The sequence below is a fragment of the Stenotrophomonas sp. SXG-1 genome, from assembly GCF_014083965.1.
Taxonomy (GTDB): domain Bacteria; phylum Pseudomonadota; class Gammaproteobacteria; order Xanthomonadales; family Xanthomonadaceae; genus Stenotrophomonas; species Stenotrophomonas geniculata.
Map to the genome: position 1 here is coordinate 3599574 of NZ_CP046588.1, position 18079 is coordinate 3617652.

Genomic DNA, 18079 nt, shown 5'->3' on the forward strand with positions numbered 1-18079 from the left:
GCAGGCTCAGGGTGCCGGCACCCGGGCCAGCAGCTCCTGCACCAGGCGTTCGCCATCCCAGCCTTCGGCAGTAGCTTCGTAGCTGGGCAGCACGCGATGGCGCAGCACGTCAGCAGCGACCGCACGCACATCATCAGGGGTGACGAAATCGCGGCCGGCCAGCCAGGCGCGCGCACGCGCGCAGCGTTCCAGTGCGATGGAACCGCGCGGGCTGGCGCCCCAGGCAATGCGGCGGCCAAGGCCAGCGTCATAGCGCGCCGGATCACGCGAAGCCAGCACCAGCTCGATCAGGTAGCGCTCCAGCGCCGGCGCCATGTGCAGGTCCAGCACTTCGCGGCGGGCATCGAACACATCCTGCATCGGCAGCTTTTCCGGCGCCGGTGCGGCTTCGCCCAATGCGCCACGGGCGCGCTCGCGGGCCAGGCGCAGGATCTCCGATTCGGCAGCCTGGTCCGGGTAGCCGATGCGCACATGCATCAGGAAGCGGTCCAGCTGTGCTTCCGGCAGCGGGAAGGTGCCTTCCTGCTCGATCGGGTTCTGCGTGGCCATCACCAGGAACAGCGGCGGCAGCGCGTAGGTGTGGCGGCCAACGGTAACCTGGCGCTCGCCCATCGCTTCCAGCAGTGCGGACTGCACCTTGGCTGGCGCGCGGTTGATTTCATCGGCCAGCAGGATCGGGTGGAAGATCGGTCCGGGTACGAATTCGAAGCGACCTTCCTGCGGACGCCATATCTCGGTGCCGGTCAGGTCGGCCGGCAGCAGGTCCGGGGTGAACTGCACGCGGGCGAAGTCAGCTTCCAGGCGCGAGGCCAGCGCGCGGATCGCCGTGGTCTTGGCCAGGCCCGGAGCGCCTTCCACCAGCAGGTGGCCATCGGCCAGCAGCGCGATCAGCAGGCGTTCGACCAGTGCCGCCTGGCCGACGATCTCGGCCGACAGGGCATCGCGCAGCTGGGTGAAGGCGCCATGCAGGCGGGAGGTGGCCGGCGCGGGCGGCGGCGAGACGGTTTCGGGCATCGGCGGTGGCAGGTTCATGGGGGCCTTTGACCGGCGCGGGACGGCACGGGTTCCCGACATCATCGCAGGGTGCCCTGCGATTGGCATCAAGAACGGCTGAACGGCCCATCCACGCATGGCGTGGATCTACTGGGCTATCCACGCATGGCGTGGATCTACTGGGCTATCCACGCATGGCGTGGATCTACTGGACATGGCGGCGTGGATCTACGGGTGGAAACGAAGAAGGGCCGCGCATGGCGGCCCTTCTTCGTTTCGCGGGTGGCGCGGGCTCAGTTCTGCTTGGCCACGCGCAACACCTTCGGCGTCACGAACACCAGCAGCTCGGCCTTGTCCTTGTTGCGGCCGCGCTTCTTGAACAGGTTGCCCAGGAACGGCACGTCGCCCAGGAACGGCACCTTGCTGATGCTGCTGCGGTCGGTGAACTCGTACACACCACCGATGACCACGGTCTGCCCATCCTCGACCAGCACCGCGGTGTTGACCTCGCGGCGGTTGATCGACGGCACCGTGCCGTAGCCCTGCAGCTCGATCAGGCGGTCGACTTCATCCTTCTTCACCTGCATGTTGAGGAACACGCGGTTGTCGTTGGTGATGGTCGGGGTCACCCGCAGTTCCAGCACCACTTCCTTGAACTGCACGTTCGGGGTGGAGCCGGCGCCACCGGCAGCACCGGTGCCGCTGATGGTGACGTAGCCGATTTCCTTGCCTTGCTTGATCATGGCCTCGCGCTGGTTGGTGGTGACCACGCGCGGGTTGGAGATCACCTCACCTCGCGACTCTTCCTGCATGGCCGACAGCTCCACGTCCAGCAGGTAGCCTGCGTTGAGGATCGACAGCGCCAGCGAGCCAGGGTTGTTGGCTGCGGCCACCGGCAGGTTCCAGTTCAGGCCGCGCTTGATGGTCGGGCCGCTGGGAATCGGCGCCGGGCCGACGCTGCCGCCGGCCTGCCACTCGCGAATCGCCTTGGCGTTGGCCTGCGCCGTATCGACCTGCGACTTGCGGGTTTCGGCATTGGCATCCAGGCTGCCGCTGAAGTACACGTTGTCGCGGCTGCCGCTGATGCCGAACTTCGCACCCAGCTCGCGGGCGAAGGTATCGGTAGCGATGACGATACGGCTTTCGATCAGCACCTGGTCAACCGGACGGTCGATCACACCGATCAGCTCACGCATGCGCGCGAGCTTCTTCGGGATGTCGCTGATCATCAGCGTGTTGGTGCGCTCGTCGGCCACGATACGGCCGCGCGAGGACAGGAAACCACTGTCTTCCTGCGACGAACCGCCACCACCGCCATTGCCGCCGCCACTGCCGCCGCCGATGCCCTTGGCCTCGGTCAGCGCTTTGAAGATCTGCGTGGCACTGTGGTAGTTGATCTGGACGTAATCGGTGACCAGGTCTTCGCGGTTCTCGATGGCGATGCGCGCGTCTTCCTTCTCCTGCTCGAACTTGGCCAGCTCAGCCTGCGGAGCGACCCAGATCACGCTGCCATCGCGACGCTTGTCCAGGCCCTTGGCGCGCAGCACGATGTCCAGCGCCTGGTCCCACGGCACGTTGACCAGGCGCAGGGTCACATTGCCCTGTACCGAATCGGACGCCACCACGTTGAGGTTGGATTCTTCGGCGATCAACTGCAGCACGGTGCGCACCGGCACGTCCTGGAAGTTGAAGGTCACCGGCTTGCCGGTAAAGCCACGCTGCCCCACCGCCTTGGCAGCCTGGGTGACGCTGCCGGCGGTGACCGCGCCCACCGCGGCGGGCGCTTGCCGCGGGCTGATCTCCACCACGTACTCGTTGCCGCTCTGGTAGGCCAGCGACTCCACCGCGCCACCGGTACTGAGCACCAGCTGGGTACCGGCACCGGACGGCTTGGCGTCGATGCGCTGCACCGGCGTGGCGAAGTCGGTGACGTTCATCGGCTTCTGCAGGTTGGCCGGAAGCCGGGCGTTACCGACATCGACCACCACGCTGTTGCCCTGCGTCCGCAGGTCCGGGACCGCGCCCTGGCCGTCGAACTGGACGATCAGGCGCCCGGCGCCATCATCGCCGCGCTTGAAATCGATCTTGGCCACCGACAGGCCCGCCGGCGCTGCCGCCGGTGCCACAGTGGCGCCCACCGGCTTCTCGGCCGGTGCGGCGGCCAGCGCCGGAGCGCAGGCCAGCATCAGCGCGACTCCCAACGCGCTGACACGGTTCAAGGTAGAGCGCCGGATGGGACGCAGCCCCTTGGCTTGGTGAAAGGTCATCGTGCTATCCCCAGTAAACGATCATTGATCTTCAAGCGAGAGCGTTGCCGGCCGTTCCAGCCAGCCGCCCGCGCCATCCGGCACCAGTTCGATCAGCTCCACGTGGTCCTCGAAGACCGCCGTGACCCGCCCGTCGCTCTGCCCAAGGTACCCACCCGGGCGTACCCGGTAGGTCACCTTGTCCGGCCCCATCACCAGCGCCACGGTAGCGGCGCCGGTGCCGATGGTACCGACCATGTCCAGTGCATCCAGCGGGAAGCCTTCCAGCGGCTCCTTGCGCCGGTTCGGATCCGGACGCAATCCGCCATTCCCCTGCTGCGGATTGGTCCAGGCATCGGTGAACGGGTCGCGCAGACCCTGTGCGGAGTATTCGAAGGTTTCGAACTGCTGCATCACCGGCAGCGGCTCCAGCGGCTGCGCCGGTCGGGCACGCTCGCCTTCCACCCACTTTTCAAGGTTCGGCGCATCACCCGGCGTGCTGGTCACATCGCGGCCGCACGCGGCCAGCATCAGCACGACCGCTGCCACCCCACAACGCGCAAAGAGGGAACGGATCACTTTTTCTCCTCCTTGCCGGCGTCAGCCGCCTGCTGTGCCTGCACCTCGGTCTCATCCAGATAGCGATAGGTCTTGACCGTGCCGGACAGTTCCAGCGCACCGCTGCGGGCGTTGCCGGTGGCCTTGTCCTTGGGCTTGAGGTTGATGTCGTGCATGGTCAGGATGACCACGCGCGGCAGCGACGCCACGCCACTGACGAAAGCACCGAACTGGTGGTAACTGCCCACCATGCGCAGCTTGATCGGCTTTTCGGCGTAGAACTCCTTGACCTGCTCCTGCTCCGGCTCGAACAGCTCGTTGGTCAGGCCGCTGGACAACGCCGTCTGCGAGATGTCGATGATCAGGTCAGGCATTTCGGTCTTGCTGGGCAGCTGCCGCAGCATCTGCTGCAGCACCTGTTCCATCTGTGCCAGCTGCTGCTTCAGCGGTGCCAGGTTCACCGCGCGCTCCTGCTGCTTGGTGAACTCGGCACGCAGATCGACTTCCTTCGATTCCAGGCCGGCCAGTTCCTCGCGCTTGCCACTGATCAGCAGCATCCACGCAACGAACATGATCACCAGCGCCAACAGCGAGCAGAAGACGATCTTGGCCTTCTGCGGCCAGTTGCCGATGTCGTTGAAATCCAGGTTCTTCAGATCGATTTTCTGGCTCATGCGCGATCCCCCTGCAGCGGGGCGTTGAAGGCCTGCGGCGGCTGCGCCAGGCGGCTGCCCTCGGGCTTCGGCACAGGCTTGGCAGCCGGGGCTGCCGGCTGGTTCGGCGCGGCCGGGGTGGCAGCAGGTGCGTTGACCGGCGCGGCGGTGGGGGCGGGTGCAGCCGGAGCAGCAGCGGGCTGGCCTGCGGCCGGTGCAGCAGGCGCCGCTGCATCCGGGCCGGCGGCAAGCGGGGCCACTGCGGGCGGAGCCGGCGTTGCCACCGAACCATCGGCGTTGAGGCCTGGCGTTCCGGCCACTTCCTCACTCTGTGCCGGCAGCTTCACCTTGACCACGAACACATAGGGCAGCGCCTTGATGTCGGCCAGCGGGCCAACCTTGCCGTCCTTGTCCTTCTCGGGATCACGCGCTTCGATGATCGACAGTTCCGGGTTGGTCATCCAACCGGAGGTCTCCAGGTTGCGCATGTACGCCGAAACACGGGCGTTGGACTGGGTGCGGCCTTCCAGGGTCAGCACGTCGCCTTCCTGCTTCAGCGCGGTCAGCACCAGGCCATCGGGAATCGTGCGCACCAGCGCATCGAACAGGTGCACCATCTGCGAGCGCTTGGCCTGCAGTTCCTCAATGACCTTCTTGCGGGCCAGCAGGCGTTCCTTCTGCGCGTCGAGGCGGTCGATCTCCTTGTTCTGTTCCTTGACCTTTTCGATCTCGGCTTCCAGATAGGCGTTGCGGTCCATCTGGCCGCTCACCTGGCGGTCGTAATAGAACCAGATCACCAGCGACAGCAGCAGGCCACCGATCGCGGCCATGCCCAGCATTGCGTAGAACTCGCGCTGGCGTTGCTTGCGCCGCTCGGCGCGCCAGGGCAATAGATTGATGCGTGCCATCAGTCGAAGCTCCTCAGCGCCAGACCGGTGGCGATCATCAGCGCGGGGGCATCCTGGGCCAGCGCATGTGCGTTCACCTTCGGCCCCAGGGTCATCTGCGCCAGCGGGTTGGCGACCACGGTCGGCACGCCCAGCTGTTCCTCGACCATTTCCGGCAGCCCGCCGAGCACGGCGCAGCCGCCGGCCAGCACGATGTGGTCAACGCGGTTGAACTCGCTGCCTGCGTAGAAGAACTGCAGCAGGCGGCTGATCTGCTGGACCGTGGCTTCCTTGAACGGCTCCAGCACTTCCATCTCGTAGCTTTCCGGCAGCCCACCCTGGCGCTTGGCCAGGCCGGCCTCCTCGTAGCTCAGGCCGTAACGGCGCATGATCTCGTCGGTCAGCTGCTTGCCACCGAACACCTGTTCGCGGCTGTACAGGCTGCGGCCACCGCGCAGGACGTTGAGGGTGGTCATGGTGGCGCCGATGTCGACCAGCGCGACCACGCCCTCGATGGACACCGGCAGCTCGCTGGCCACCAGGGCATAGGCGTTCTCGACCGCGAAGGCCTCCACGTCCATCACCTTGGCCTGCAGGCCACCCAGTTCCAGGGCCGACTGGCGCAGTTCCACGTTCTCCGAACGCGACGCGGCCAGCAGCACCTGGACCATCTCCGGGTTGTTCGGGATCGCCCCGATCACCTCGAAGTCCAGGTTCACTTCCTCGATCGGGTACGGAATGTAGTTGACCGCTTCCAGCTCGATCTGGGCTTCCATGTCGTTTTCGTCGAGCTCGGCCGGCATCGGGATCACCTTGGTGATCACCGCCGAACCGGCGACGGCGGCAGCGGCCAGCTTGGCCTTGCTCCCCGAGCGGTTCATCGCACGGCGGATGGCCTCACCCACGGCCTCCACTTCCACGATGTTCTTCTCCACCACCGCGTTCGGCGGAAGAGGTTCCACGGCGTAATGTTCCACACGAAAACGGTTGCCACTGCGGGACAGCTGCAAAAGCTTTACCGCAGTCGAACTGATGTCGACGCCTACAAGCGGCGACTGACTTTTTGGGATGAGCCCCACGGTTTCTCCCCTGCCGACGGGCACTTGGACGCAAGACCTGCGCCCGAGCATTAATAACGTATTCTTAGCAAATGGCAACGGCCCTGCTGTGAAGTCCCTCACGGATTCACCATGCAGCCCCTGACTGTTCCCCTTGCGCTCCCCGGCGACGACCCCAGCCGCCACCTTGCGTAATCTATACTCTGCGACCACGAAATTCGCAATCGGAATCTGAACCCGATGACTCGACTCCGCCGCTGGCTGCGCTGGATCTTCCTGATTGTCCTGGTCCTGGCGCTGATCGGCGCGGCCGCCGTAGGCGGTCTGTACTACGCCGTGTCCTCCAAGCTTCCCGACGTGCAGACCCTGCGCGACGTGGAAATGCAGGAGCCGATGTACGTCTACGCTGCCGACGGCAAGCTGATGGCGGTGTTCGGCGAGACCCGGCGTACCCCGATCACCATGAAGGACGTGCCCGAGCGCCTGAAGCAGGCCTTCCTGGCCACCGAGGACGCCCGCTTCTACGAGCATGGCGGCGTGGACTACATGGGCATCGGCCGTGCGGTGTGGCTGCTGGCCACCACCAACGACAAGCGCGTGCCGGGTGGCTCCACCATCACCCAGCAGGTGGCCCGCCAGTTCTTCCTCAGCTCTGAGTACAGCTACACCCGCAAGCTGGCCGAGATCCTGCTGGCGCGGAAGATCGAGTCCGAGCTGAGCAAGGACGAGATCTTCGAGCTGTACCTGAACAAGAGTTTCTTCGGCAACCGCGCCTACGGCGTGGCCGCCGCCGCCGAGTTCTATTACGGCAAGAAGCTGAACGAGCTGGACCTGGACGAGATGGCCTCGCTGGCCGGCATCCCCAAGTTCCCGTCCTCGGGCAACCCGATCTCCAACCCGGAGCGCGCCCGCCAGCGTCGTGACAACTATGTGCTGCAGCGCATGGCCGACCTGAAGTTCGTCAGCCAGGCCGAGGCCGACGCGGCCAAGGCCGTGCCGATGCACGCCACCGCGCATGAGCCGCCGGTGCAGGTCGATGCCCCGTACGTGGCCGAGCTGGTGCGCCAGGAAATGATCGCCCGCTTCGGCGGTGACGTGGTCAACAAGGGCTACCACGTCACCACCACGATCGATTCGACCCTGCAGACCGCCGCCAACCAGTCGGTGCGCGACGGCCTGCTGCTGTACGACCACCGCCACGGCTGGCACGGCGTGGAGAAGCAGGTCCAGGTGGGTGCCGGCGAAGACGCCGCCGCCCTGGCCGAGCACCTGCGTGGCCTGTACGGCCAGGCCGGCCTGCTGCCGGCCATCGTTGCCAGCACCGGTGCCGATGGCAGCGCCACCGTGGTGCTGGCCAACCGCAGCGAGATCGTGCTGCCGGCCGGTGCCGCCAAGTGGACCAACAAGACCCCGGGCAAGCTGGTGCAGCGCGGTGACATCGTGCGCGTGCGTGCCGGTGCCAAGGAAGGTGAGTGGCTGCTGGACCAGCTCCCGCGCGGCCAGTCCGCGCTGGTCTCGCTGGATGCCCACAGCGGCGCGCTGAAGGCGCTGGTTGGCGGTTTCAGCTTCTCCGGCAACAAGTTCAACCGTGCCACCCAGGCCCGCCGCCAGCCGGGTTCGAGCTTCAAGCCCTTCATCTACGCCGCGGCCTTCGACAAGGGCTACAACCCGGCCTCGATCGTGCTCGACGCCCCGGTCGTGTTCCGCGACCGCCGCGGCAAGACCTGGGCCCCGCAGAACGACGGCGGCGGTTTCCGCGGCCCGATGCGCCTGCGCGAAGCGCTGGTGCAGTCGCGCAACCTGGTCTCGGTGCGCCTGCTCGATGGCATGGGCGTGGACTACGCGCGCAAGTACATCAGCGAATTTGGTTTCGCCGAATCGGAACTGCCGCCGAACCTGTCGATGTCGCTGGGTACGGCGTCGCTCACCCCGCTGTCGGTGGCCCGTGGCTACGCTGTGTTCGCCAACGGCGGCTCGCGCGTGGACACCTGGCTGATCGACCAGGTGAACGACCGCGACGGCAACCTGGTGTTCAAGGAAAACCCGGCGATGGCCTGCCGCGAGTGCGCCGGCAGCAGCGACCAGCCGGTGAACCAGGTGGTGGACGGCTTCAACTTCGGCGCCCCGGCGCCGAAGGTAGACCCGGCCGCTGCGGCCAAGGCCGAAGCCAAGACCGAAACCCCGGCCGCGCCGGTCAACCCCGATGCCCGCACCGCCCCACGCGCGATCGACGCCCGCACCGCCTACCAGCTGGTGTCGATGATGCGCGACGTGGTCCAGCGCGGTACCGGCGCCCAGGCCAAGGTGCTCGGCCGCGAGGACGTGGGCGGCAAGACCGGCTCCACCAACGACCACCGCGATGCTTGGTTCTCCGGCTTCGGCGGCCCGTACGTGACCACCGTGTGGGTGGGCCGCGACGACTTCCGCTCGCTGGGCTACCGCGAATACGGTGGCAAGGCCGCCCTGCCGATCTGGATCGACTACATGCGCACCGCGCTGAAGGACACCCCGATCGCGCAGAACGAACCGCCCAGCGGCATGGTCCAGGCCACCCTCAACGGCGCGACCGAGTGGGTGAAGGTGGAAGACATGGACCGCCTGACCGACTACGACCTGAACCTCAATACGCCGCAGGCCGACGCCGCCGCGTTCGATATCTTCTGAGGAAGGCACAGGTGGGTGCCAACCTTGGTTGGCACTGCCCTTTGTAGAGCCGAGCCCATGCTCGGCTCCGGGCGCTCGCGATAGAGCAGCCGAGCATGGGCTCGGCTCTACAGGATCAACGGCACCCGTTTGCTCCGGTAGATGCCAACCTTGGTTGGCGCCGCCTTTGTAGAGCCGAGCCATGCTCGGCTCCGGGCGCTCGCGATAGAGCAGCCGAGCATGGGCTCGGCTCTACAGGATCAACGGCACCCGTTTGCCGTGGTAGCTGCCAACCGTTGGTTGGCATCTCCGCGCCATACCCACGCAGATGTCACATCCCTGCGCTACTCTGTACCCAGGTCGCAACAGGGAGTCATCGCATGCACCGCGCCCGTCAGCATGCTGCCAGCCAGACCCGCGAGCGTCGCCACCGCCTCGCCCACGAAGCCGCCCGCCTGATGGCCGAAGGCGGCATCCGCGACTACCACCAGGCCAAGTTGAAGGCCGCCAGCCGGCTCGGCATCCACGACGATGCCTCCCTGCCCCGCAACACCGAGATCGAAGACGCCCTGCGCGAGTACCAGCGGCTGTTCTCCGGGCCCCAGCACGGCAACGAACTGCAGCGCCGCCGCGAAGCCGCAATGCGCGCGTTGGAGTTCCTGCACGGCTTCTCACCTCGCCTGGCTGGCCCAGTGCTGGACGGCACCGCCGACGCCAACAGCCCCGTGCAGCTGCACCTGCACAGCGACGACCCGGAAGCCGTGCATCGCTTCCTGGACGAGCACGGCATCCCCGCCGAATCACGGACGCGCCGCCTGCGCATGGACCGCGAACGCTGCCTGGATGTGCCGGTGTGGGTGTTCAGTGCGGAGGAACTGACCTTCGACCTGGCCGTACTGCCGTACGACGCCCTGCGCCAAGCACCGCTGTCGCCGGTGGATGAGAAGCCGATGCGGCGCGCGTCCGTGGCGCAGTTGCGGCAGGTGCTGGCCGAGGCCGAGATCACCGCGTACATCGGCGGATGACGGCAGCGCCGGCCCATGGCCGACGCGCGTAGCGGTACCTGCCAGTGGTGGGTGCGGACCGTTGGTCCGCACCGTGCTTCAGGCAACCGATTGCTGGCCGAAGAGCAGTCGAGCGCGGCTCGACTCTACAAAAGCTGCGCTACCTGCTCTGGCAGATGGCGCCCATCATGCTCCCGCTACCAGACGAAACGGGTATCGCGCAGCGGGTCGCTGAGCAACCGCGGCAACCAGGGCGCGGGGGCCCGCTGCGGATACTCCCGCATCATCTGCGCATGCATGGCCTGCAGGTCCCGCAGCAAGCCGGCCTGAAAGTAGACGTCGTTGAACGTATCCGACCACCCACTCTTCACCCGCTCACGCTCGCCGCCCTTCAAGAGCGGCATCTGGTCCAGCGGCACGTCCAGGATCGTCGCCAGTGAGGCGTTGATCTGCGCATTCTCCACAGCGGCCTTGCGCACAGGATCCAACCGATCCCGAATCTGCCGGCAGTCGTAGGGAAAGCACCCGCCTGTGACGTTGATGTAGTCAGCGATGTCCGCCAGCATGTCGGCCTTCAGCCGCCACACCACTTCGCTGTCCATCACCTGCCGTACCCGCATCGTGCGCAGCGTACTCGCCCGCACGTCCTCCGGCGTGGTGAACTCGGCCCCCCGCGTGCTGCCAGCGTGGCGCACCAGCACGATGCGATGGATCGCCTCGTGGGTGACGCCCTCGATGCGCAGCGCCGCTGTATCCGGATGTATGCGCGGCGGCGGCACGCCCAGCATCTGCCACATGTACCACAGCACCAGCAGCAGACCGGCAATGCATAGACCGCTCATCAGCGTCCACAGATCCAGGTTCCGTGTGTAGTAGCGATAGCGCGCCCGCCAGATATAGAACGTGCGATAGCTGATGAAGCCGCTTACCCATCTGTACATTGCCATCTCCTTGGCCAGGACCCCGGCGCGACGGGGTGGATTACGCGCGTCACGCCGGGGCTCCATCGCTTACCAGCCGATGCCCACACCCACGCCCATGCTGCGTTCACCGCTGTTGGTGAACGCACCATTGAGGCTGAAGGTGGCTGAGCCCTTTTCGTTGAGTACGCGCTGGTAGCCCACCGCCATGGCCGATTCGCCTTCGGCATAGCCCACGCCCGCGCCGAGTCGGTTGTAGGTGGCCAAGCCAGCGGTGTTCATGGCCATGGCCGTCTGCGCGCTGCTCATCGCCGCCATGCGGTTGAAGCGCTTGTCCATCTTGTCCAGGCGGCGTTCGAAGTTGCTGATGGCACCATCGGTGTATTCGTTGGCGCGGGCCAGCATCTTCTCCAGTTCGGCGGTATCGACCTGTGGCGTGGGCGACGGCGTGTCGTCCTTCTTCGACTTCGGCTGCGGCGTGGGCGACGTGCCCTCGCCTGCCGAGGCCACCTGCGGTGAATCGCTGGCTTCCGGCGTTGGCGTGACCTGCTCGGTGGGCGCGGCCGAAGCCGTGGACAGCGCACGCGACTGCGGCTGGCCATCCACGCGCTGCTCCAGGCCATCCATGCGGCCATTGAGCTGCTGCTGCACCGCATGCAGCTGGCCACCGTTGACCGCCTCGCGGCTGCCGGCGGCGATCAGGCCGTTGGCCACGTTGGAGATGACCATGCCGTTGGCGCCGGCCAGGGTGAGCTGGGCGGTGCCGTCGCTGCGGGTGGAGGGCGTTTCCTGGAAGACCGAGCGGAGCTGGGTTTCGACGCGGTCCATGCGGGAGCCTGTGCTGACTACGGCGGAGTCCAGCGTGGTAAGTGCGTCGTTGATGGTGTTCTGGTGCTGGCCCTGGACGTTGAAGCCGGGGGTGGTGACGTTGCCGTTGGCGTCGATGTTGCCGCCGAGCGTGGACAGGGCGCCGCGGAGCTGGCCGATGGTGGCTGCGTCGTTGGTGTTGCGGCCGTTGGCTACGTTGACGAGGCGACGCTGGAATGTCGCGTGACCAACTGACACAGTACCAAACTCGTCAGCCACCGAGAGACTGCCTAGTGCAACGCTATACTTAGCACCTGCAGAAACTCGGCTTTCGGCACCAATAGCCATACTGGCATCAGCTTCCACCAATGATCGCGTGCCGACTGCAAACCCGTCGTTAACTCCGTCTCGAATAGAAGCTGCGCGACCGAGAGCAATCGAGTTCATTCCCCCTGCGTAAGCGTACGCGCCGATAGCAACGCCCCCCTCGTTTCCCTTTGCGGCCATCGCCGAATCGCCAACTGCGACGGAGAACGCCCCAGCAGATGCTGCATTCTGTTCTCCACCGCTTCCGATAGATACAAACCTATCCTTGCCCTCCATGTCATTCAGTCGCTGATTAGTCTCGAATAGCTGGCTCCCACGCACCACATCCGAACTATCCGCGGAGAGACGCGCATCGGCGACACCGGTCAGGCGTGCGCCGCCGAAATCGATGAGAGCTCCATCGCTAATCTCAGTCAGCAGATTCCTCTGATCCAAACGCCAATCGCGCCGCATTGCATCAATGTCGCGTCTGTTGTGCTCGATCTTCTGCTCCGCAGCATGCAGCTGATTGCCAGTCACCGCATCACGGCTGCCTGCCGCAATGCGTCCATCGGCCAGATTCGACAGAACCATGCCCTGCGCACCTGCCAAGTTCAGCTGACCAACTCCATCCGCCCGGGTCGATGGTGATTGTTGGAATGTCGCACGCAGCTGGCCTTCGAGGCCATCTACGCGACTGTCAGCCCTTACCACCGCACCATCCAGCGCAACTAAGGCGTCTTCAACGTTCTTCTGTGTTCCCCCCTGGAGGTTGTAGGTCGGAGAAACGACATCGCCATTTCGATCCAGACCTGCGCCCCCGCCAAGAGCAGCCAAGGCTTCGCTCAGTTGCCCAACAGTAGTTGCATCACTGGAGTTCACCCCTCGCCCCACATTGACGATCCGCCGCATAAGCCGAGAGTTCCCAACGGACACAACGTTTGCGTCCTCGGCTACGGAACCGGTGCCTAGCGCAACTGAGTTTTCCGCTCCTGATTCAATCTGACTGAAGGAACCCAGTGCTGCCCCTCCCGATGCGTAGACATTAGAACCCGTCCCAAGTGCAAATCCACTCTTTGCTGCGGCGTCGACAAGCGCCCCCCTGCCAAGAGCCACGGAGCCCTGCCCACGAGCGCGCGCGAATGAACCAACTGCGGTAGCCCCATCAGAGTGAATGGCTGCCTCTGCCGAATCTCCAATCGCCACACCCATCAATCCCGCCTGCGCGTAATTGCTCTCATCATCCACTCCAACTCTCAGGTAGCCATTTGATTTTTCGATCTTCTCTACCCGATCGTTAGTCGCAAACAGCTGCCCGCCATTCACCGCATCCGTGCTGGTCGCAGAACTGATATCCCCCGCTGCCACACCCGATACGCGGGCGCCCTCCATATCCACCAAGCGACGATCAGCACTGAACTTGACCACGCCATCCAGATCCGGATCGAAGTTGTCGAAATCCGTACGCAGCGCATCCAGCTCGACCCGGTTGTCGGCGATACGCCCGTCCTGATCCGTCAGCTGCTGCGCATGCCCAGCCAAAGCCTGTCGCTGTGCCTCCACCGTGGCATTGGTCGCAAACAGCTGCTGCCCGGTCACCGCATCCGTACTGCCCGCGCTCAGCGTGCCGTTGGCGATGTTGTAGATGCGTCGCTTGGCCCCGGTCTTGTTGGCGACATCCACGATGGTCCCAGTGTTCTCTGCACCCAGGCGAACATTGCCGCTGGCAGACACCTGGCCCACCAGTCCGCCCAAGGCATCAGCCTTCTGCATAGCGCCATCGGCTACACCACGGGCGGCATCGGCCGCCGTCTTCGCTGCGGTTGCCGCCGTGCGCACACTGGCCACTTCGCTGTTGGTGGCATTGAGCTGCTGCCCGGTCACTGCATCCGTGCTGGACGCACTGAGCACGCCATTGGCCAGATTCTGCAGTTTGCGCTTGGCGCCACTCTTGTTGGCGACGTCGATGACGGTGCCGGTGTTGTCTGCGCCCAGCCGTACGTTGCCGCTTGCCGACACCTGCCCCACCAGGCCATCCAGTACCGCCACGCGCGCCTGCGCACCGTCCGCGGTCGCCTTCACAGCAGCCACGCTGGTGTTGGTGGCATGCAGCTGCTTGCCGGTCACCGCTTCACTGCTGGACGTACTCAGGGCGGCATCCGCCACGTTGACCACTTTGCGCTTCAACGAGCCATTGCCCACCGAGACCTGATTGGTCCCAGTCGTGGCTGAGCCATTGCCGAGCGCAACAGCGCCCGCGTGTGCCGCATTGGCGCGATCACCAAGGGCCAACGCACTCTGCGCCGTGGCGCTCGCCTGATTACCCAGTGCCGAGGCATACAGGCTGCTGGCAACCGCCCCGCGCCCGACCGCCGTGGCCTGGTTGGCCGACGCGTTGCTCTGGAAGCCCAGAGCGGTGGCGTGCGTGCCTTTACCAGACGCCTCATGGCCGACGGCAACGCCTCGATCACCCGTTGCCACAGCGTCCAGTCCAAGCGCCACCGCACCGTTGCCACTGCGGGTTCCAGCACCGATGGACACACCCGCGTTGCCACTGATCTTGTTACCCGCGTCATCCACTGTCGCGCGAGCGTCTGCGCCCATGGCGACGCTCTTGCCGTTGTAGGCTTTGGCGTTGTTGCCGAGCGCAGTACTGATACCGTAGCTGGCCTGCTCCGCGACAGCTCCCGCGCCAAGGGCCACTGCGCTGGCGTTCAGCCGTGTAGCCGTCGCGTCGGCTGCTGCCTGCGCCTTGCTGACATTGGCGTTGGTTGCATTGAGTTGCTTACCCGTCACGGCCTCAGTGCTGGATGTAGAAAGCGCCCCATCCTTCAGGCCGGTGATGCTGCGAACAGCGTTGGACTTGTTGCGGACATCCAGCACGGTGCCAGTGTTCTCGCCGCCCAGGCGCACGTTGCCACTGGCCGAGACCTGGCTGACCAGGCCGCTGACCGCATTGGCCTTGGCCAACGCTGTATTGGCATTGGTATTGGCCGTATTGGCCGTCGCCTTTGCAGCGTCGGCTGCGGCCTGAGCACTGGCGACATTACCGTTGGTGGCATTGAGCTGCTTGCCGGTTACCGCATCGGTACTGGTTGTCGACAGTCGTGCGTCGGCCAGATTCACGATGCGCCGCTTGATCGAACCATTGCCAACAGAGATGGAATTGGCCTCGTTGGCCAGTGAATGAGATCCCAACGCGATGCTTCCGGAGACTGTTGCTTTCGCACCGTAGCCCACTGAAATCCCGTCGTACTCCGAACTGGCAGAGCCGCCAATAGCGATGGCTCCCGTGTAGCCGCCGGTCCCGGCAAACGCTCCACCACCGATGGCAATTCGCGAGATGCCAGCGGAACTGTCCACGGTCCTTGCGCTTCGTCCAATTGCGATGGCATCGTCGCCAATGGCCGTCGCGTGGTTGCCCACTGCGATTGAGTATGCGCCGAATGCTTTGGCTACTGTTCCCACCGCAGTCGCGTACTTTGCCGTTGCCTGGCTCAGATACCCGAGCGCGTGAGCGCTATCTGCAGATGCAACGGCAGAGCTTCCAAGTGCGACCGATGACTGCCCACTGGCGGCGGCCTGACCGCCAATAGCAACTGCACTCATGGCGGATGCCTTTGAATCCCTGCCCATCGCTATGGCGAAGGACTCGGTCGCCTGAGCGTTGGCACCCGCGGCAACACTGTAGGATGCACCGGCAAGCGCCCTCCAGCCGAACGCAGCGGAGTAGAAGTTTTCGGACTTCGCTTCCGGACCCACGGCCGAACTGCCATAGCCATTGGCTTTCGCTTGATAGCCAAGTTCCAGCGCATTGATGCCCGCACGTGGCGTAGCTGAGAACAGCGAGTATGCGGAAGAGGATCCTGCGCGCACCCCCGCGTTCAGGCAAAGCGCCTGCCAGATGGACTCATCGCACTCATCAGCCGCGATGATGTCGCTGGCTTCCGCAGAGGGAACCGCAAGAACAAGCCCAAGCAACACTGCGCCCGCAGCCGTTGACCGCGGCTTACCTGCGGTCGACGCCAGTTCGCTGGCGACAACCCAGCATTGGCGGGTTCGATTCCACACACGTCTGTAGATACGGTTCATTGCTTACTCCTTAACAGCCAGTTCAAGTGAAAGCCCGCCAGCACTCGCTGGCGGGGCTGGGGAATCAACCGGCGCTGGGCGCCAGGGTTTGTACGTGCTCGCGATAGCCATCGCGGGTCAGGCGGTAACGCATCTGCAGCGTGTGCCCCGGCTGCACGGGGAACGGCAGATCCAACGCGCTGCCGGGATACAGGCTTCGCGACACGTCGTGCGCGGTGCAGCGCGCGCCATCGCAGTCGGCAATGCTGGTGATGCCCACGCGCACCGTGCCGGTGTTGCGCAGGCGATTGCCTTCCACCTGCACCGCCATGGCTGCCTGCGCAGGCAGCACATTGACCAGCGCGCCCCAGACCAGGCTGACGCCGATGTTGGCCTGCGCGCGCTCGCCCTCGCCTGCGCGTTCAATCCCTTCAGGGCCACGCACACCTTCGAAGTACACGCGGTAGGCGGTTTCCTTCTCGACCGGCTGCAGCGGAATCACCCGGATCAGACGATTGCCGCCACCGGCCAGCGCGAACTTGCCAGGCGTGATGGCGATGGCGGCTTCGCCGGGCTCGACCTCGACCTCCTGCTCATCCGCGCCGGCTGGATTGACGATGCGCTTGATGGAGGCCTGCACGTACTGCGGCTGGGTGGACTGCGAATAGATGCGGATCTGCGCGCCCTTCTTCACGTCCACCGACGTGCGCATGGGGTGCACGGTGAGATTGGCGTGGGCAGGCATCGCCATCAGCAGCGACAAGGGAAGCAGGCAACGAATGAGAGGCTTCATCGGGGGCTCCATGGGAATCAGGGCGTGACGGTGGGAACGCGCAGTTCCACCTTGAGATCGCCGTCGTAATAGCCGGGGCGCTTGCTGCTGACCGGCACGCGGGGGGTATCCAGCGCCAACGGCGTGGGCACGCAGAACACGGGTTGCGTCATCCCAGGCAGCAGCACCAAGCGCAGTTTTGCGGTGTCGATGCCGTGCAGCAGCTGCTCCACGCCGTTTCGAAGGGGAACGGCGCTGCCGTTGTGATCGAGGGTGACGGTGTAGTCCACGCGCTGCGTGGCATCACTGCCGCCGTCGGTATGCCAGACCGAATAGCCGGAAGGCCCCGGAGGACGTGGCCCGCTATCGCGCACGGTGACGCCCAGGTACTGGCTTTGCGAACCCAGTCCGTCGTACAGGCACATGTCGAGTTGAGTTCGGCCGCCGACTGTCTGTGCGATCGGGTCGTACTGCAGGTTCAGGCCGACGTGCGGGGTGACCTGATCGAAGAGCGGGAAGTAGATGGAGACCGCGTTGTAGTCGGTGATGGTGAACGCAAGATTGAAAGTGTTCACAGCAAGAACGGAGCCCGCTGGATCAGTCCTCAAGTTCAAGATCAGCTTCCCGTGCCAACGACCAGCGACAAGCTGATTCAGTTCGCTCTCCGGAAGAAGCAGTTCAACAGAGGTCCCTATTGCTTTCTCGCCGCCACACTCCTCTTGGCGCGAGGTCCAGATCGGTCGCTTCCAGCCAAGCCAGAACTCTGGACCACAGGCACGTTCGCCAATCGCTCGACTTAGAGCCGCCATGACGCGAAGGTCTGCAGTCAAACCGCTGCGCTCCTCGACCATCCGCGTCAGAATGGGCGCCGGCCCGCTTTCGAGGCTCTCCAGTCCACTAGTCGGGCACAAGCCTGTACTCGTGGTCGAGTTCGATTCGCATGTCAGATGGATCCGACCGTACTGCAGACTTTGATCCCTGCTGTAGCCCATAACCGTCCTCGGCGCCCACAACTCGATCTCCCCGGGCATCGCAGCGCGATCCCAGCTCATCACGATGTCGCGATGCTCACTCGTCGGATGCGTCTCCGGCGGCCGCTGCGCCATCGCTCGCGGCATCAGCACCACCAGCGCGCACAGCACCACCATCACCCACCACAAC

General features: G+C 65.1%; 12 protein-coding genes. 2 read left to right on the top strand and 10 right to left on the bottom strand.

Annotated elements, in window-relative coordinates:
- Nucleotides 1-6: 6 nt before the first annotated feature.
- From GOC52_RS16470 to GOC52_RS16495, 6 genes are all read right to left on the bottom strand, one after another.
- Nucleotides 7-1032, bottom strand: a complete 1026-nt coding sequence (locus GOC52_RS16470; protein WP_019659996.1) for an AAA family ATPase — start codon at nucleotides 1030-1032, stop codon at nucleotides 7-9.
- Nucleotides 1033-1286: 254 nt separating this feature from the next.
- Nucleotides 1287-3260, bottom strand: coding sequence for a type IV pilus secretin PilQ (locus tag GOC52_RS16475; RefSeq protein ID WP_191849920.1), 1974 nt, complete (start codon nucleotides 3258-3260; stop codon nucleotides 1287-1289).
- Between the two features lie 21 nt (nucleotides 3261-3281).
- Nucleotides 3282-3770 (bottom strand): pilus assembly protein PilP, encoded by a 489-nt coding sequence (locus GOC52_RS16480; RefSeq protein WP_191851466.1) that lies wholly within the window; start codon nucleotides 3768-3770, stop codon nucleotides 3282-3284.
- Nucleotides 3771-3814: 44 nt separating this feature from the next.
- On the bottom strand, nucleotides 3815-4471 hold the full coding sequence (locus GOC52_RS16485) for a type IV pilus inner membrane component PilO (protein WP_010484063.1): 657 nt from the start codon (nucleotides 4469-4471) through the stop codon (nucleotides 3815-3817).
- Nucleotides 4468-5358, bottom strand: coding sequence for a PilN domain-containing protein (locus GOC52_RS16490; RefSeq protein ID WP_191849922.1), 891 nt, complete (start codon nucleotides 5356-5358; stop codon nucleotides 4468-4470). Before GOC52_RS16490 ends, GOC52_RS16485 begins: the two co-directional genes overlap by 4 nt.
- Nucleotides 5358-6416, bottom strand: a complete 1059-nt coding sequence (locus GOC52_RS16495; RefSeq protein WP_010484061.1) for a pilus assembly protein PilM — start codon at nucleotides 6414-6416, stop codon at nucleotides 5358-5360. Before GOC52_RS16495 ends, GOC52_RS16490 begins: the two co-directional genes overlap by 1 nt.
- A gap of 219 nt (nucleotides 6417-6635) precedes the next feature.
- Between GOC52_RS16495 and GOC52_RS16500 the strand changes: the two genes are divergently transcribed.
- Both GOC52_RS16500 and GOC52_RS16505 read left to right on the top strand, forming a co-directional pair.
- Nucleotides 6636-9059: a penicillin-binding protein 1A gene (locus tag GOC52_RS16500; protein ID WP_049410127.1), complete on the top strand. Its 2424-nt coding sequence runs from the start codon at nucleotides 6636-6638 to the stop codon at nucleotides 9057-9059.
- A 359-nt stretch (nucleotides 9060-9418) separates the two neighbouring features.
- Nucleotides 9419-10063: a hypothetical protein gene (locus GOC52_RS16505; RefSeq protein ID WP_010484059.1), complete on the top strand. Its 645-nt coding sequence runs from the start codon at nucleotides 9419-9421 to the stop codon at nucleotides 10061-10063.
- A gap of 176 nt (nucleotides 10064-10239) precedes the next feature.
- Here the strand turns inward: GOC52_RS16505 and GOC52_RS16510 are convergent, their stop codons facing one another.
- The 4 genes from GOC52_RS16510 to GOC52_RS16525 all read right to left on the bottom strand — a co-directional run bounded on the left by GOC52_RS16510 (nucleotide 10240) and on the right by GOC52_RS16525 (nucleotide 18066).
- The gene (locus GOC52_RS16510; RefSeq protein WP_019659990.1) at nucleotides 10240-10983 is read right to left on the bottom strand and encodes a hypothetical protein; all 744 of its coding nucleotides are present in this window, start codon (nucleotides 10981-10983) and stop codon (nucleotides 10240-10242) included.
- 69 nt (nucleotides 10984-11052) lie between these two features.
- The gene (locus GOC52_RS16515; protein ID WP_191849925.1) at nucleotides 11053-16167 is read right to left on the bottom strand and encodes an ESPR-type extended signal peptide-containing protein; all 5115 of its coding nucleotides are present in this window, start codon (nucleotides 16165-16167) and stop codon (nucleotides 11053-11055) included.
- 64 nt (nucleotides 16168-16231) lie between these two features.
- Nucleotides 16232-16939 (bottom strand): pilus assembly protein, encoded by a 708-nt coding sequence (locus tag GOC52_RS16520; RefSeq protein ID WP_191849927.1) that lies wholly within the window; start codon nucleotides 16937-16939, stop codon nucleotides 16232-16234.
- A gap of 17 nt (nucleotides 16940-16956) precedes the next feature.
- A complete protein-coding gene (locus GOC52_RS16525; protein ID WP_191851469.1) occupies nucleotides 16957-18066 on the bottom strand; it encodes a CfaE/CblD family pilus tip adhesin in 1110 nt (369 codons plus the stop codon).
- Between the last annotated feature and the right edge of the window lie 13 nt (nucleotides 18067-18079).

Coding starts and splice junctions, on each gene's coding strand:
- GOC52_RS16515 (WP_191849925.1), bottom strand. CDS start 16,167: ATGAACCGTATCTACAGACGTGTGTGGAATCGAACCCGCCAATGCTGG.
- GOC52_RS16475 (WP_191849920.1), bottom strand. CDS start 3,260: ATGACCTTTCACCAAGCCAAGGGGCTGCGTCCCATCCGGCGCTCTACC.
- GOC52_RS16485 (WP_010484063.1), bottom strand. CDS start 4,471: ATGAGCCAGAAAATCGATCTGAAGAACCTGGATTTCAACGACATCGGC.
- GOC52_RS16500 (WP_049410127.1), top strand. CDS start 6,636: ATGACTCGACTCCGCCGCTGGCTGCGCTGGATCTTCCTGATTGTCCTG.
- GOC52_RS16490 (WP_191849922.1), bottom strand. CDS start 5,358: ATGGCACGCATCAATCTATTGCCCTGGCGCGCCGAGCGGCGCAAGCAA.
- GOC52_RS16520 (WP_191849927.1), bottom strand. CDS start 16,939: ATGAAGCCTCTCATTCGTTGCCTGCTTCCCTTGTCGCTGCTGATGGCG.
- GOC52_RS16480 (WP_191851466.1), bottom strand. CDS start 3,770: ATGCTGGCCGCGTGCGGCCGCGATGTGACCAGCACGCCGGGTGATGCG.
- GOC52_RS16525 (WP_191851469.1), bottom strand. CDS start 18,066: ATGGTGGTGCTGTGCGCGCTGGTGGTGCTGATGCCGCGAGCGATGGCG.
- GOC52_RS16510 (WP_019659990.1), bottom strand. CDS start 10,983: ATGTACAGATGGGTAAGCGGCTTCATCAGCTATCGCACGTTCTATATC.
- GOC52_RS16470 (WP_019659996.1), bottom strand. CDS start 1,032: ATGAACCTGCCACCGCCGATGCCCGAAACCGTCTCGCCGCCGCCCGCG.
- GOC52_RS16505 (WP_010484059.1), top strand. CDS start 9,419: ATGCACCGCGCCCGTCAGCATGCTGCCAGCCAGACCCGCGAGCGTCGC.